The organism is Methanosarcina vacuolata Z-761 (genome assembly GCF_000969905.1).
GTDB classification, from domain to species: Archaea; Halobacteriota; Methanosarcinia; order Methanosarcinales; family Methanosarcinaceae; genus Methanosarcina; species Methanosarcina vacuolata.
On the sequence record NZ_CP009520.1, the window covers coordinates 1,556,270 to 1,573,515 of the forward strand.

The window sequence follows — 17,246 nt, forward strand, 5'->3', positions numbered from 1 at the left end:
TTACCTCCTTAAATAAATATTTTTCAACAAATTAGCACAAATGTGTCTACAGTTTTAACGTGTTAACTCATTCTGATATGCAAATAGCTACAGTTCTGCCACCGCGTATCGTCGTCGCTAATAAACCTTCTATGATTGAGACAACTGCGAAAATTGCACCAGATTCTTTGTCCGGATCGAGAGTCGCCACTGCATTTAACATGCCACCATGAGAGCGCACAAAAGTTTCAGCAAAAGTTGCTACGTCAAGTAAAATTTCCCCAGCATTTGGACCTTCAGTAACTTGGTCTATCAATTTGTTTATCAATATCATTAATCCCAGAATACCACTGATTGGCAAACAAATAAGATTCCATACCTCAACTCCTTTCTTCACTCCTTCATTATCTCCAGGTGTAGTTACTTTGATGAAACTGCCAAGGAAAATCGCAATAGAAGTACCCCAGCTAAGATTGTAAAGATCGTCTTCCAAACTCCTTTTTAGTTTAAATGGGAAAGTAACAGCTATTTTAACAAGCGAAAGTAAAAAATTAATATATTCCAAAGGTTTGGGGAGTTTCTCCATTGAATATTTGATGGAGCGTAAAAATAAGGCATAGGCATCAGCAAAAAAGTAAGCCGCATAACCTACATATTTGTATATTTTTACTCCCGTTCTATCATTAATCTCAGTTAAAGCAATATCAATCGCCTGCGACTTTCTCTCAACTGGTGATTCTGTCATGTTAATAATTTTTTCCTCATCTAAGGCAATATTAACTGCCTTCAACCTTGTAGAAACTGGTAAGTCTGTAACTTCAGTAACTTCGTCCCCAGATAAAGTAATATCAACTGCCTTCGACCTTGTCGCGATTGTTGTCGTTGTTAGCTGTGTTGAATCATCGCTAAGAGCATCGAATAACTCCTGATATCCCATTTTTTCCAGGTTGCCAGACCCTCTTTGATAAGGGCTGCGTCCAGTTAGCACCTTGTAGAGCATGGTAACCGGAATGGAAAGCATAAGGGAAACCACATCCAGCAATGAGAAGTCATCACCACCACTTATGAATTTGTAGAATGCAGAAAGGACAGGAATATGTAATGTAGAGTTAACGATTTCTTTAATTAGCGAAAATGCACTTTCAAGAACTTTCAAGAGACCGCTTATGGTCGTACGAGCCAAGCCTATAACTTGTTTGAGCATATCTTTACTCAGTTTGGTGAAACATTCACCTATTGTCAGGTTATTAGTGGTGAACAGATCATAGATATCTCTGGTGAAGGTACAAACTATATTTGCTATGTCTTCACCTAATGGATAGACCACCTGAGTAAAGAAAACTGTTAGTGGATCCGTGTTACTGCTGACAGAAAAATCTGAATTAGACGATGCCTCCATGCTCTGCATAATATGGTAGTTTGCAAAATTACCAGGAGCGGAATCCAAAAAGTCTTGGGCACCCGAGTAGGAATCACAGAACTTCTTTCCTTCACTAAGCAAATTCAGAGAGCTTACTTCACTTGGAATTGGTCCGATCTTGTCAATTTCTTTCTCGATTTCGTCAAAAAAGTTGTTGACAATAGTCTCAGCATCACCTATTTTGTATTTGGCAAGTTCGAGTGTTTGGTTGGTCACATTAACGATGATTTTCTTAGTCAGAATGATATCCTCCCAATCAAACATGAAACCGAGCCACTTGACGAGATCCTCAAAGAAAACCTTAATTTTCTGAAACACCCAGCTGATAATGTTCATCGCAATTTCTACCGTTTCGATGGCAAATTTAAGGAGTTTACCGCCAACTTCAACAACAAACTCAAATACGCCCTCAGCCACCTGAACAATAAATCCGCCCACTTTTTCTATGCCGCTCTCAAGTGCTTTGAGCACATCACCGGCAACGCTCTTAATGGCATTTCCTATATCACCGATATCCAAAGCCAGGGCCTGAGCTGGTGAACTACCAAGCAGTTCAGGACTAACTGAGCCAAGCTTGAAGCTACTATTAACGATGGTTTTGCGTGCATCCCTACCTTCGTAATAGGTCACATTATCATCATCAAAACGCATACCCCAGAAGTAATCACCCTTAGTATTCGAGGCAGAGAGCAGATTTCGACTACTTCCTGTCGGATCGCGTAAGAGTGCCGCAAAGGTAGTAGGTTTTGAAGGGTCACCTGTTCCGCCGCTTACAGATCTGCTGGCGCTATCCTGAGGTAACGTGTTGGCAATATCTGTGAGTTTTTTGATTGCACTAGCTGCACTATCAACTGATTCTTTGCTTACGGAATCTGAAACCAGCTTATTCCCATCAGCTAGAACCACAGCCCGCAACTCGTCACCAGACTGTATCCTGGATAACGTATTGCGCACCTTGGTAGCTGGGTCAATATCAACCACACTTTTCAACCATTCAGCACTCAACTCGAAAACTGGAGTTGAGATGGTTGAAACTCTATTAATGATGGTGATGTTTCCTGCCAAATCTGGCTTGAGGGTGATTTGATTTTTGGCATTACCCAATAAAGTGTGAGCCTTCCCGTTCACTTTGAGGTATGTCCAGGCTGACGACTTTAGATTCAGCTCGATATCAGTCACGGGAACTCCAGAAGCTTGATCGCGGAAAGACATATGTGTTGTATAACAGTCGAAGCTGAGCGTATTTTCAGTGTCGTAAAGTGGAATATTAGTCTCGTACCACTGAGTATTTTCTGGGTCCTGCCACAGGTAAATTAGGTGATTAGTGTTGCTGACCATGAACAGCTGATTAGCTTTGTAATAACGGTTACGTAACGCTGCAGTCTGGGAAACATCTTTACAAATTTGCAGAACTGGCTGCCATGTAGTCTGAGAAGAGAAAGGTGACACTGTCATCCCTAACATCCCATCACTGTTGACCATCCAGAGTGTTACAGACTTATCATCCTGACGAGCGAGCAATGTTTGAACCGTAGGAGTTATGTCCTTCTCTGCAATCGTGATGGGTTTGGTGGCACCTTTACGAAAGAGATAAACTCCCTCGCCTGCTGCGTAGACATTATCATTACTGCTGCCACTTGGCAGGACGGCAAAGCTGTTGATCTTGCTGCCGAAGGGCTGTTGAAAAAAAATCGAGAATGTCTTACCATTAAATCGTTTAATTGGAAAGGATGTAAATTGCAACGATTGCCCATATATAGTGTCATAAAGAGAGTAGACACCTGGATATCCACGTTGTTTGCCAAGCGCTAGAGAATGAATTTTGATCGCGTTTTCTGGGATTGTGAGATGTTCCCATATCTCACTTTCCTCAAGATTGGTATTGAGTCGATAATATTCAGCTTGGTTATCTTTCTCAATTGCTACCACAGCAAGTACAGAGGACGTGGTTGAAGAGGAATCTTCTCCCATGTAGATCTTTGTCATTCTTGATCCAGATACCTGGAAAGGTCGAACGTGCCAGTACTGAGCAAAATTGTCCCACTGAATAGTTGTGTCAGATTTCAACAATTGTGAGGAGACATACATTGTTGTCTTGCTCGCGTTCGATGAAGATGAAACTGAGCAGGCTAATACGATTGGTCCAGAACCCATCTGAACCATCTCAAATGCAACTACATTCCCGGGCTTTTCGTCTTCCACCTTTGGCGTAATATCGTTCTGCTCCCAGCCAGTTTTGCTTCCTGAATCACGAGTGATTGCATAAAGCCGCTTATCGGATCCAACCGACACAATTATTGGTTCACCTTTACTATCCTGGGCTACACAAAAAGAGTTTTCAATGCTTACTGGCGAACCAGCTTCGTAATTTTTCATCAAATCTGAAGAGACAGTGAGCATAATTGGTTGTTTATCTGATCCTGATTCGGGCATTAACAGGATCTTTGAGTTTTCGATTTTTTGGCTTACAGTCATATAATACCTTCCAAGCTACATTACTATCCATTTACAAATTATCTTGAAACTGAAAAGCGATCACATTTTCTAAAATATGTATATAAGTCTCTAGAAAATGCAGTACACAGACAACTGCAATTTCACAAACGACTGAATTCCAAACTTTACAATTTATAAGCATCAATATAATTTGTACTACCAAAGCCTCTAACAATTAACACTTTAATTGACTTAATAAAAAATTGGTTACTAAGCACACTAATTTCAATTTGCTGCGTTTCTTAATATTTACTCTAATTTGTCCCCATTTTTCCCACTATTACTGGAAAATCAAAACTATATGTCCGTAAAAAACACTATATTCCTTCGATTGCAGAACTAATCCCGCAGGGTTTATGCGAGTATAGTAGATTTTTCCAACGGCAAGCAATTGTTCTAATCATATTTGACATGTTATAAATTTTAACAAATTAGAAGGAAGTACCTTAAAAATCAAAGTTGTAGAAAACGAGAATCAGAAAACGAGTTCAATATTTTAATCAGGATTCATTGAAATATATGAGGAAGACGGCGGGGAAGTTACAGATTTAGGTGCCATGGGATTTGAATATGAAATTGTGAGTGACCTGCCGAATAGAAAAACTGTTAGAGTAGTGCGCATGCAAACTTCGTCACCGAAATAAGGCCACAGCTTTTTGGAAAAATCAGAATATAGGTAAACCTTATTACCGTTTAAGGAAAGTAATGGTATAATGGACGGAAGGGGAGCAGAAAGAGGACCTCTGCAACTGGACATTGGCATAGTTGTATCAGGGCTTGGAGGAAACTCCAATCAGGAAAGGGACCAATTCAATGGACTTGTTTCCTTTTTTGGCGTTGATTTTGGACTATATGTCGGGCCATCATATAATCCGTTTCGGACTATAGGACCAAGTATCGGCATCGGTGTGGTTATAGGGTCTAATGGTTTTCTGGCTGCAAAATTAGGCATCCATTTCAGAAGAGCATTCGGTTTAGCTATGTTGTTTCCTATAGTTCCTATTTATGGTGTTACTGGATCAAGCTTGTTAGCTGCGCTGCCTATTTCAGAAGGAGCTAAAGTTGCAGCAACTATTCCATTACTGTTAGTGCCGGCAGCAGTCGTATACCAGGGAAACCTCAAAGAATTACGTAGGCGCGGAATAGAAACTTTAACGGAATTAAGAACACATCTGCCAGGAAAAAAATATTAATTCATAAAATTAAACCTGTATCTATTAAACCTGAATCTGTTAAACCTTAGTCTGTTAAATCTGAATCTGTTAAACCTGAATCTATTAAACCTTAGTCTGTTAAACTTAAATCTGTTAAACCTGAATCTGTTAAACCTGAGTCTGCTAAACCTGTATCTATTAAACCTGGGTCCGGAAATAATGCCTGTGAAACTTTCTCAAGCCATATCTTTAGAAATCTTCTTACTTTCCCAGGGACTGACTCTTTAGCAAGTTTCTGGAAATCACAGGTTCGGGTGGTTAAAGATTATCCTGACAGAGCAAAGATCTCTATTGTTGCCATTAAACCAGTTATCTTTCAAGGATCTGGCTATACTTTACTGCACTGGGTCACTCCTCTTCACGATTTTAATAAAATTTGCTGGGTACCGCTATCGGAGGGTTAACATTAAAAGCTACATCTTAATGGTATTTTATCACATGGGGAAAAGATGTTTTGGAGAACAGGCTATAAAGGGCAGACAGAAAACGGGCTGCTGAGTCACGAAAGCAATTTGAATTCGCAGCGGCACTTTGAATGTGGTTACTGAAAATTTCAGGAGCCCAATTAGCCTTTGATAACAGACCTTGAAAACAGCAGGATCTGGATGTCGCAGAATAAGATTAACAAATTAAACAGGAGGACATTATGGACAGTACGACGGAAGTTCAGCCGCCTGTGCCAGTGGTCCGACGAAATGAATGGTTAAAAGTTTTAATCACAGCAGTAGTCTTCTACATTCTCTTACTGGTGACCTTGCTGCTGACGAAGAACTCAAACCTTTTTCCAACCCTGGCAATGGTCGGCAGCTTTATGGTCCCTGTCGCTTATGTAGCTTTCATATACGAGCGAAGGCACCTCAGCCGCCTGACAATGCCAACGGTCTCCCTGGCTTTTATATATGGCGGGCTGCTGGGCATCATTGCTGCTGCTCTTTTAGAGCCATTTTTTATCAGTCAGCTAGATCTCAGGGCAATTTTAAGAGTAGGATTCATCGAAGAGTTTGCTAAAATCCTGGGAGTGCTGGTGATTGCACGCCGCAGACGGCATGACTCGGAAATGGATGGATTGATTCTGGGTGCGGCAGCGGGAATGGGGTTTGCAGCCCTGGAAAGTAATGGTTACGCCTTTACGGCCCTCCTGGAAAGTCATGGGAGCATTTCGGCAACAGTGGAGGTGACCTTAATCCGGGGTCTGCTTTCTCCATTGGGACACGGAACCTGGACAGCTATTTTAGCCAGTGTACTGTTCAGGGAAAGCAAGAGCTGCAACTTCCGCATTAACTGGAAGGTAATTAATGCTTATCTGCTCGTTTCCATTCTACATTCAATGTGGGACGGGCTGCCTCTTGTCGTTTCTTCTATCTTTGGCCAGGGGTTAGGCGTGTTAATTGCGTGGGGTGCGATTGGTGCTGCTGGATTGTTTATCCTCTGGAGACGCTGGCAAGAAGCGATCAGGTTACAAATGGTTTTGCCGTCAGAAATCGAGGAAATGTGTACCTAAAAAGAATAGAAATGTGTACCTAAAAAGAATACTACGTGTAACCTCAAGCCCGGACTGATGTAAGTTCGGATGAACTTCGGGACACCGAAAAGCGGTAGGAGGAGCATGAGATAATCAATTGACAACTTCAGATATTGACAAAAAAGCAGTTATTGGTGTGATAGGCTCCGGGGTCATGTGAAGCTTTTTTTCTACCCAATAACTTCTTGAGATTTGTGATTTTGCAAAAAAGTGTCGCACTGCCGCCACTTGTCGAAAAAGGCTCTATTTTCAACCTACACCACTGGAGGTAGCTGGGATCAGGATGTTAATAAAAAAGTAGAGAAGAGAAAGGAAAACAGGAAAAAGGAAAAAAGAAGGCCAAACTTCCTGTCTCGCACTCAGATATAAAATGGAGTCTCTATTTCTTTTGACTGCCGTTTTCTCAGACCACTCTGTACAGCCTGGTAATATTTCATGGTATCAGGAGTGACCGAAGGCCCGGTTTCAGCAATCGCTTGAAGGAAATGTTTCTGCTTTACTTCTTTAGCGTGAAGGTCTTCGCGAAGTGCGTCTCTTCCTGCCTTTTTACATACGGCTGCAATATCAGCACCTGTATACTGGTCGGTCATGGATACGAGTTTGTCAATATCAACATCCTCTGAAAGCGACATTTTCGCGGTATGAACCTTAAATATTTCCTTACGAGCTCCCGCGTCCGGAACGGGAACTAAAATTAACTCATCAAAACGTCCAGGCCTTAGAAGAGCCGGATCTATAATATCAGGACGGTTAGTTGCACCTATTACCACTACAGCTCTGAGTTCTTCAAGCCCATCCATCTCGGAAAGGAGCTGATTAAGGATTCTAGCTGTAACCTGTGGCTCACTTACGGAAGCCCCGCGAACAGGTGCAAGAGAGTCAAGTTCGTCCAGGAAGATAATAGATGGAGCGACCTGCCTTGCCCGTGTAAAAACCTCAGCAATCCTTTTTTCGGACTCTCCGTACCACTTGGAAAGCAGATCGCTTCCTTTTGCGGTAATGAAGTTAGCTTCGGACTCATGGGCAATGGCTTTTGCAAGGAGAGTCTTTCCAGTACCCGGAGGACCATATAAAAGCACTCCTTTGGGAGCTTCAACTCCTATATCCCTGTACGATTCCGGACTTTTGAGGGGCCACTCTACGGCCTCCTTCAGAAGTTGTTTTACTCCTTCCAGGCCGCCAACATCTTCCCAGCTCACGTTAGGAATTTCGATAAGGATTTCTCTTATAGCAGACGGCTGGACATCTTTAAGGGCATTTTCAAAATCTTCCCTTGTGACCCGAAGTGTGTCAAGGATTTCGCTTGGAATTTCAGGTTCATTGAGGTTAATCTTCGGGAGAATCCGCCTCAAGGAACTCATTGCAGCTTCCCGGCAAAGCGCAGCAATGTCAGCTCCCACAAACCCATATGTTATCTGAGCGAAGTCCATGAGATTTACGTTTTCGGCAAGAGGCATACCTCTCGTATGAATCTGGAAAATCTCAAGCCTTCCTTCGGTGTCCGGAACCCTTAATTCAATCTCTCTGTCAAATCGACCAGGACGGCGGAGTGCCATATCAATTGCTTCAGGGCGGTTGGTTGACCCTATCACAATCACGTTCTTTCGCTCTTTAAGCCCGTCCATCAGGGAGAGGAGTTGAGCTACAACTCTCCTTTCGACTTCTCCAGTCACCTCAGCCCTCTTAGGTGCGATGGAGTCTATTTCATCAAGGAAAATGATTGCAGGAGCGTTTTTCTCTGCTTCTTCAAAGACGTCTCTGATCCCTTTTTCTGATTCCCCATAATACTTGGACATAATTTCCGGACCATTGACTGAGATAAAGTAAGCATCGGTTTCGTTTGCAACTGCTTTTGCGAGCATTGTCTTGCCTGTTCCAGGCGGCCCGTAAAGCAGTACTCCTTTTGGAGCATCAATTCCTAGCCTATCAAAAAGTTCAGGATGCTTCAAAGGCAGCTCTATCATTTCCCTTATTTTGGTAATAGCCTCTTTAACCCCACCAAGGTCCTCATACATGACAGTAGGTACATTCTGTTCCGGAGTTATCTCTGCAGCTTCATGTAAAAGCTCAACTTCTGTCATATCTGTAATCTTTACTATCCCGGACGGGGAAGTGGAGACCACCTGTAACTTTATTTCTCCCAGCCCAAATGACTGCTCCATACCTGGACCAAAAAAGTCCTGAAAGAAATCCTCGAACATGATTCCTTTACCGAAAGTCTCTCTTTCCCGGGACCGCCTCAAGCTTGTGGTGGAAATAAAATCTCCCCTGGAAACCGTACGGTTCATGAATACGGCTTTAAGAGTTTCACTTGGGGCATAGATCTGCATGCCCTTAGCCACAGGCGCGAGGGTTACACTCCTTGCTTCTTTCCAGTCGGCTTTGCGAATATCCACATACTCCCCTATGCTGGTTTTTGCATTTGTGCGGATAAGTCCGTCCATGCGGATAATATCCAGGCCCGAATCGCTGGGATATGGACGTCCCACCAGGGCTGAAGTCGATTTTCCTCCTCTTATTTCCACGACGTCAAAGGGCTTGAGGTCCAGCTTTTCCCTGAAACTATCATCTATCCGGACAATTCCTTTTCCGACATCTCTTTGATCAGCTTCTGCGACTTTTAGTTTTGCAGTTATCTTTTCTCTGTCAGCCAAATAATAACCCCCATTTCCATATTAGAACTTACACTTATTTAAAAAGACAACGTAGTAATTTTCAAGATAATGTAGAACTCTTAATTTCTTCTTTTTTTCAAAAACTCATCTAAGCAGCCACAGCCTTATCAATGAAGGAACCTCTCTCTGTTTCCTAAATTTTATAATGTAGTTTTTACGAAAATTTCTTTTAGAAGATCGAGACAGTAACCTTCTGCCTGCTTTCCTTCAACAAACCCGATAAAGTCTTTTTATTTGCAAGATAACCGATACCTGTCATTTCTGGTTTCCCACCCTTTATTTTATATTATACTAATAGTTATATAAAAAAGAATTCAATTAAAATATTAGTCATGGCTTCATGCGTCTTCGGTTAAGTGAGGAATCATGACAAATTGGAGCAATGTCTCAACGTTTGTAATATATTTCAATGAGTTGTTAGCTGAACAGGGTGTCGATTTCATGTAAAGAAGCCAAAGTTTGAGGCCGGATTCTAATGCAAAATCAATAGTTTTCAGGCAAGAAAATTCCTTAACCGACGACCAATGAAAATGATTCTTTTGAGGCTGAAATTAGATTGCACCAACTTTAATCAAAATAGATTTGAATTTTCGTGAGTTTTATGTGAGCCTTGATACCTTTAAAGCTGTATTTCTGTTTTTTAATTCATATTTTTAAGTCTTAAATATTATTTTTATTGATATATACACTTTAAATTTATTAATTATGAAATCCAAATAACAATCGGTGATTTTTTTGGAATACTCTTCTCTCTATTTTCAAATTACCCGATCCCCCGAATCATCCCCCTATACATATCGTGCCTCGATTCTGAATGATGGAAATGTTGTAGCGAGCAACGATTTTGAACTCAGGAAAGACCTGAAACTCTTTCAGATGCTTAAAAGTATAGAGAAAAAAGTTACCGAAAGCCCTGAAGAACGAGAAAAACATAAAGAAAATGCAGAGGCACTGGAAGAAAAGGATAGAGAAGAGCCTCATGTCGAATTTGGGAAAATGCTTTACAGCAAGGTATTTTCCGGTCAACTCGGGGAGTATTTCAACAAATCCATAAAGGAAGCTCAGGGAAACGGTAGTGGACTCAGGATTTCACTCAGGTTTGGTGAAGATGTTCCGGAAATTTCAGCTCTGCCCTGGGAATATCTGCACGACGACGAAGATTTTCTGATTCGAAGAAGAAACATCCTGATTTCAAGGCTGCCAGCCGGCATGAAGAAGAAAAAGCTTGAACCTCTTGATTCCGTACTCAGGATGCTGGTAATAATTTCCGGCCCGGATGACCCCAGAATTTCTCCTTTGAACACGGAAAAAGAACAGGAAATTATTCTTGAAGCCGTGGACAAACTTCAAAGAGACCAGAAAATAAAAGTGGATTTTACTGAAGATGCAACCTTTGAAAACGTCGAAGGTTATCTTAACGAACAAGATTACCATATTATCCATTTCACAGGCCACGGGATCAGCATTGATGGTAAGGGGAATCTTGTTTTTGAAAACGAAAACCAGAAAGCAAGGCTTATTGACAACAAAACCCTTTCGGACCTTTTTTCAGAACGAGGCATCCGGCTTGTCGTGCTCAGTTCCTGCGAATCAGCTAAAGGCTCGAATAAAGAAGCCTTCGGAGATTTGGCCAGCATGCTTTCCAGAAAAGGGATTCCTGCGGTCGTGGCAATGCAATATTCAGTACTTGATGACGTTGCCACAAAGTTTGCATACCATTTTTACAGAGCAATTGCAAGCGGAAAACCTGTTGACCTTGCTTTAAAAGAAGCAAGACTCGTGATGAAAAACTTAGAAAACGGTAATGGATTTGATTTTGCAACCCCGATACTTTATCTTTCAGACTGCAACTGCGTTAATGTAGGGAATTTAAAACCGGAACCTTCTGAATTCGTTTTCAAACCTATGATGATGCCGGATTTACAGGTTATGGAAAAAGGTTTTGTTGCCAGGAGAAAAGAACTCAGGCTTCTTGAAAAAGGCTTCAAGTCCGATGTAAAGCGAGCTGCAATTATCCACGGCTTTGGAGGAATTGGAAAAACCGTGCTTGCAACTCGATTTGCGTTGAAAATGGGTTATTACTTCGAAGGCACTCTAGGAATAAAATTTACTCCTACAACCAGACCGGAAGATATCCTGAACAAATTCAACAGTTTTTTGCTGATGAAAGGAAGACCTGAACTGAACCAAATCCTTAACCAGCAGTTTCCTCTTGAAGTTAAAACTGCTTTACTGGTAAACATACTAAACCAGATAAGATTTCTGATCATTTTCGATAACTTTGAAGATTGTCTGAATGAAGAAAGGAACGACATAGAAAACCTTGAACTTAAAGCATTCATCCAGCATCTCCTTAACAACACAACCAGAAACACAAAATTCCTCATAACAACCCGTTATGATTTTGATCCTCTTGATGGCAGGCTTGCTTCCGGAATTGAACACATTTCCCTTCCCGAACTTCATTTCCCTCAGACAAACTGGCTTATGAACAATTTTACGGAACTGGCAGATCTGGGAATTCAAAAGAAAAAGAAAATATATGATGTTATTGGCGGCCACCCCTGGACGATAGGCCAGTTTTCAAAACATGCCGCTGTTCAGGGAGTAGATGATTTACTGCTGGATCTATCGTCCTTGAAAAAAGAGCTTATTGAGTTCACCTTGCTGGATAAGTCATTTTCCAAGTTAGATGAAGACGCCAAAAAACTGCTCCTCTGCGCCTCAATCTATGAAGAAGCCGTTCCTATTGAAGCATTGTCATGGATTATCGGCAATGAGAAAAATGAATGTCCCTCCGTCGTAGAACCTCTTAAAAAACTCATTCAATGGGGTCTGATTTCAAAAGAACAGGAGTACGACAAGAGTGTTTACTCAGAGCACACGATTGTAAAAGATTTCGCACAGAAAAAACTGGAAAAAGACGGACTGAACAAAAAAGAGCTTCTTATCAGGGCTGCCAAATACTATGAAAATTTGGTTTCTCAAACCGCAAGCCTCTGGGATTATTTAAAAGCACGCGATTATTACTTCCAAGCAGGAGACTGGGAAAGTGCAAATGAAGTTGTGGAAAATACTTCAGGCCTCCTGATCCGCTGGGGATATATTAAACTTGCAATGGATTTATTAAATGACTCTATTAACACGACATCAGGAGAAACAAAAACAAATGCTGAGTACATACTTGCGACGATTTTCCATCGTCTCGGAGACTTAAAAACATCATTTAAAATATATAACAATATTAAATATAAATATGAGGAAATTGAGGATAATAGGGGAGTTGCGGCTGTACTTCATGCAATTGGAATGATTCATCAGGATCAGGGAAACTACGAAGAAGCCTTGGAAAAGTATAACCAAGCCCTGAAAATTGAAGAAGAGCTGGGGGACAAAAGCGGAACTGCAACAACATTGCACCAGCTTGGGATAATTCATCATCAGCAGGGCAACTATGAAGAAGCAGTAGAACTGTATAACCAATCTCTGAAAATGAAAGAAGAGCTAAAGGACAAAAGCGGAATTGCAGCAACACTGCACGCGCTTGGAATTATTCATCAAAATCAGGGAAACTACGAAGAAGCCTTGGAAAAGTATAACCAAGCCCTGAAAATTGAAGAAGAGCTGGGGGACAAAAGCGGAACTGCAACAATATTGCACCAGCTTGGGATAATTCATCATCAGCAGGGCAACTATGAAGAAGCAGTGAAAAAGTATAACCAGTCACTGAAAATTGAAGAAGAGCTGGGGAACAAAAGCGGAATTGCAGGAACACTGCACAATATAGGAAGAATAAATGAAGAAGAAGGAGAATGTAGTAGTGCTCTCAGGAATTACTTAATTTCTTATTCAATTTTCGAGCAACTTAATTCGCCTAACAAGGAAATTGTCGCAAAATCTCTTTTAAGACTGCGAGAGAAGATGGGAGAAGAAGAATTTGATGCCCAATTTGAAAGGCTGGTGAATGAATGACTTCTGAACCCATCAAATGTCCTCACTGTGGATATAAGTACCGCACAAATGTAGACAAAATTGTTGAAGATGGAGAAACTGTTGCAGTACGCTTTGGTTTATCTGATATTAAAAAAGTATTCAGCCGAAGGACTCCAAAAAGCATGTTTATAGATCTTGCCTGCCCCAATTGTAAGAAAGAATTTGAATGGGAAGTAAAGGTATGACTGAAGAGGAAGTTGAAAGCGGGGCTGGTGAAGAAGAGATTCCTTCTGTTCCCGTTGAGCCTAATCCTTTTTGGAAAAAGAATGCTGAAAAGCTTGTTGGAGAATCTATTTCGGTTGTAGAGGATACAGCAAAACAGTTTGTTGTTGTCACAGGGCTGCTTCAAGGGATTTATTTTCACGCTATTGCATTTTCAGATATTAAGGGAGAAACATGGTATTCTGTCCTGATTTATATGGCTCCGCTTGTGCTGTGGCTGCTGAGTTTGATTTTTGCGGTGATGGTACTTCTCAGAAAAAGTTATGAAATTAACATAAATTCAACCAAGGAGTCAAAGGAAATATTCGAGGAAATGGTGAAAATTAAGTACAGGTATATTCGGATTTCGGGGATTTTCCTGATTTGTAGTTTCGTGGCGCTTGCTGTTGCTTTTTTGCATTACTTCGGCATATTTTAATTCTTTTTCGATGTTTAACTCTTTTCTTCTACGGAGGGTTTTAGAAAAATATATTTAGTATGTGTTTTAATTATCTGAAAGCCTCTTTGCGAACAAATAAATATACAAAACCTTTTACAGGTAGCCTAAGAGATAAAAATGACCGAACTTAAGAAAACGATTTCCTTCACTCGGGGCATGGGGCTTGCAATCTGCATGCTTATAGGCACAGGGATTCTTGCACTGCCAGGCTTGGCGCTTGATGCAGGCACCGTCTATGAAGCAATCTTCGGCTGGTTCCTTATAGCGATTGTCGCAGTCCCTCTTATCGAAGTCTGCTCCAGCCTTGGCCTTAAATTTCCTTCAACAGCCGGACTTGCAGGTTATGCTGAAAAGGCTGTTGGGCCCTGGGGAGGATATGCGGTTTCCTACCTTGTGGGAGGCTCTTTCTTTTTCGGGCTTCCTGCAGTTGCCCTTATAGGCAGCGAATATATGAAGCATCTTTTTCAGTTGTCAGAAGCAGGAGCAGCCCTTTTTGCGGTTCTGCTTGTAACCCTTATGTTCCTTTCGAACCTGGCTGGAATGAAGGTTATCTCTCTGATCAATTATGCATCTCTGGCTGTCCTTTTTCTGCTAATAGGCATGCTTATTGCCTTTAACCTTGATTTTCTGGGCTCGGGCCTCGGGATTGCCAGCGGAGCAATTAGTGGTAACGTGCATATAGACCTGCATAACATCTGGAAAGTTGCAGCCCTCCTTTTCTGGGCTTTTATCGGCTGGGAAAACCTCTCTTTTTCCCTGGGGGAAATAAAAGACCCTGAAAAAAACGTGCCTCGCCTTTACTGGCTGAGTTTTGCCCTTGTAACCTTAATTTACCTTCTGCTTGCCTTAATCAGCACGGGAGCCAGTGTTTCAGGCGCTTCTCTTCAGGGTGCAGCCGGGCTTTCCGGCCTCGTGCTTTTTACGCCCGGAGGAAAACTGCTCATCTGGCTCATGATAGTAGTTATTTCAGCAAATGCCTGTTCCTGGAACTTTACTGCAAGCCGCTTACTGTACGCCGGGGGCAGGAAAGGAATTTTTCCTGAGGTTTTCGGAAGGCTTTCAAAAAGGAATATCCCTGTATCCAGCCTGGTTGGGCTGTATGCACTTTCAATTTTCCTGGTTTTCGGAAGTTATCTCTTCAAAATTCCGGTGTCAACCATGATGCTGTTCGTAAGCCAGAACTACGTTTTCCTCTACGCTTTCATTATAATTGCATACTGGAAAACCGAAAACGGCTGGAAGAGAGGGATTTTTTCGGCTCTTTCACTCGTATCCTTGAGTTTTTTGGTCTCAGGGTTTACCTGGAAAGTCGCTTATCCGATCTTTTTGATAGGTTTTGGATATTACAGGTTTCTCAGGAGTACGGATAAAATTTCTGCATCCAGACTGCCTGCATCCAAACTGTCTGCATCCAGAAATGAAATTGCGCACTGTGAAGACGTTCAGGAAATCTCTAGTTTGGTCAAGCACTGAATGATAGGTACTGACGTTAGGTACTGAACATTAAGTACTGAATAATTTAGGGACCTTAAAAATTGTTTGAGATTACCAGTTGTTTAATAACCAGTTGTTTAAACGCTTTATTCTTGGAAAAATAATTAATTTTAATTTTCCCATCAAAAATACACCATATTTTTGTCTAAAAACGGATTTTACTTAATTAAACTCCATTGGTCATCGGTTAAGGAACTTTCTTGCCTGAAAGATATTGATTTTGCATTAGAAGCCGGCCTTAAATTTTGGCCTATTTTCATAAAATCGATACCCTATTCCAGCTCACGATCTACAAAATTTTTGACAAATGTTGAGAAAATTGACGCAGTTTGTCACGATTCCTCACTTAAACGAAGACGCATGAATCTCTCTTATCAATTATAATTAAATAACATAGCTGCATAAAAACAGTTAAAGAAAATTTATACATCGCTTTTTAATAATGACTTTTTGCAGGACTTATAGGGGGGTATTCAATGTTAAAGTATATTCATGAATTACGAGATCCAATACACAATTTTATACATTATAGTACAGAGGAAAGAAAAGCAATCGATTCAAGACCTATCCAACGACTCAGATATATTCACCAACTTGCTTTGACTTACCTTGTCTATCCTGGAGCTACCCATAAAAGATTTGAACATTCGTTAGGAGTAATGGAACTCGCAAGTCGAGTCTATGATGTTGTTACTGATCCCAATAATATACTCGATGATTCAATAAGAACCATCGTTCCTAAATCTGCCTTTGAACAGCAGTATTGGCGGCGCGCACTCCGTATGGCTGCTCTCTTCCATGATGCAGGGCATCTACCCTTTTCGCATGCGGCCGAAAAAGAACTTCTGCCAGAGGGTTGGAACCACGAAAGGATAACTGTCGAAATCATCCGCAGTGAGGAAATGAAAAAAATATGGAACGATCTCAAGATTCAAACCGAGGATGTTGTTAAACTAGCAGTAGGAAAAAGACATTGTAAAGACTACGATTTTACCGCTTGGGAGGCAATCCTTTCCGAAATAATTGTTGGTGATGCTCTTGGAGTAGATAGAATGGACTACCTTTTAAGAGATTCTTGCCACACTGGCGTAGCTTATGGAAAATTTGATCATTATAGGTTAATTGAAACTATGCGAATCCTTCCAAATAATTATAATGACGGGTCTAAAGAACCTGCATTGGGTATTGAAGATGGTGGTTTACATGCAGTTGAAGCTATGCTTCTTGCCAGATACTTCATGTATACCCAATTATATCTTCACCCCGTTAGGCGAATTTATGACATACATCTGAGAGAGTTCCTTAAAACATGGCTGCAAAATGGAGTTTTCCCCATTGAAATAGAAAAGCATTTACAAATGACAGATAACGAAGTATTTGTGGAATTATTTAAAGCCACACGTGATCAAAATCATCGGGGTCACGAACATGCAGAACGAATAGTAAATAGGAACCATTTCAAATTATTGGATAGCAGAAATCCCGAGGATATCTCTAAAAACCCTGAAGCGCCAAAAGCCATCTTTAATGGATTGTGTAACGTGTTTGGGAAGAAAAACGTGAGTTATGATACATATAAACAAGGAGGTGGATATTTCGATTTTCCCGTGTATGTTAAAAATAACAGAAGAACAGTTTCCGCTCGATATATATCTAATGTGTTATCAAAGATACCTATTGCTATAGATTTCATATATATAAATCCAGACTGTCGATCAACTGCCACCAAATGGTTAAATGATAATCGCGAACATATTATCAAGCCTTCAGCAGAAGAATAGCGTGTGATATT

The 17,246-nt window shown here is 41.0% G+C and carries 9 protein-coding genes; 7 read left to right on the plus strand and 2 right to left on the minus strand.

Going from position 1 to position 17,246, the window contains the following annotated elements; genetic code table 11:
- Positions 1-67: 67 nt before the first annotated feature.
- Positions 68-3,874: a hypothetical protein gene (locus tag MSVAZ_RS06635; protein ID WP_048119568.1), complete on the minus strand. Its 3,807-nt coding sequence runs from the start codon at positions 3,872-3,874 to the stop codon at positions 68-70.
- A gap of 734 nt (positions 3,875-4,608) precedes the next feature.
- Between MSVAZ_RS06635 and MSVAZ_RS06640 the strand changes: the two genes are divergently transcribed.
- A complete protein-coding gene (locus tag MSVAZ_RS06640) occupies positions 4,609-5,088 on the plus strand; it encodes a hypothetical protein (protein WP_048119571.1) in 480 nt (159 codons plus the stop codon).
- A 667-nt stretch (positions 5,089-5,755) separates the two neighbouring features.
- Positions 5,756-6,610, plus strand: a complete 855-nt coding sequence (locus MSVAZ_RS06645; protein ID WP_048119573.1) for a PrsW family intramembrane metalloprotease — start codon at positions 5,756-5,758, stop codon at positions 6,608-6,610.
- A 380-nt stretch (positions 6,611-6,990) separates the two neighbouring features.
- Here MSVAZ_RS06645 and MSVAZ_RS06650 read toward each other — a convergent pair whose 3' ends face one another.
- Positions 6,991-9,285: a CDC48 family AAA ATPase gene (locus MSVAZ_RS06650; protein ID WP_048119575.1), complete on the minus strand. Its 2,295-nt coding sequence runs from the start codon at positions 9,283-9,285 to the stop codon at positions 6,991-6,993.
- Positions 9,286-10,041: 756 nt separating this feature from the next.
- On the opposite strand from MSVAZ_RS06650, the gene MSVAZ_RS06655 reads away from it, so the two are divergent.
- From MSVAZ_RS06655 to MSVAZ_RS06675, 5 genes are all read left to right on the plus strand, one after another.
- Complete coding sequence (locus MSVAZ_RS06655; RefSeq protein ID WP_048119578.1) at positions 10,042-13,278, plus strand: tetratricopeptide repeat protein; 3,237 nt, start codon at positions 10,042-10,044, stop codon at positions 13,276-13,278.
- Positions 13,275-13,484: a hypothetical protein gene (locus MSVAZ_RS06660; protein ID WP_048119582.1), complete on the plus strand. Its 210-nt coding sequence runs from the start codon at positions 13,275-13,277 to the stop codon at positions 13,482-13,484. The genes MSVAZ_RS06655 and MSVAZ_RS06660 overlap by 4 nt, the downstream gene beginning before the upstream one ends.
- Positions 13,481-13,939 (plus strand): hypothetical protein, encoded by a 459-nt coding sequence (locus tag MSVAZ_RS06665; protein WP_048119585.1) that lies wholly within the window; start codon positions 13,481-13,483, stop codon positions 13,937-13,939. Before MSVAZ_RS06660 ends, MSVAZ_RS06665 begins: the two co-directional genes overlap by 4 nt.
- Before the next feature lie 138 nt (positions 13,940-14,077).
- Positions 14,078-15,433, plus strand: coding sequence for an APC family permease (locus MSVAZ_RS06670; protein ID WP_048119588.1), 1,356 nt, complete (start codon positions 14,078-14,080; stop codon positions 15,431-15,433).
- 497 nt (positions 15,434-15,930) lie between these two features.
- Positions 15,931-17,235: an HD domain-containing protein gene (locus tag MSVAZ_RS06675; protein ID WP_048119591.1), complete on the plus strand. Its 1,305-nt coding sequence runs from the start codon at positions 15,931-15,933 to the stop codon at positions 17,233-17,235.
- Positions 17,236-17,246 lie beyond the last annotated feature (11 nt).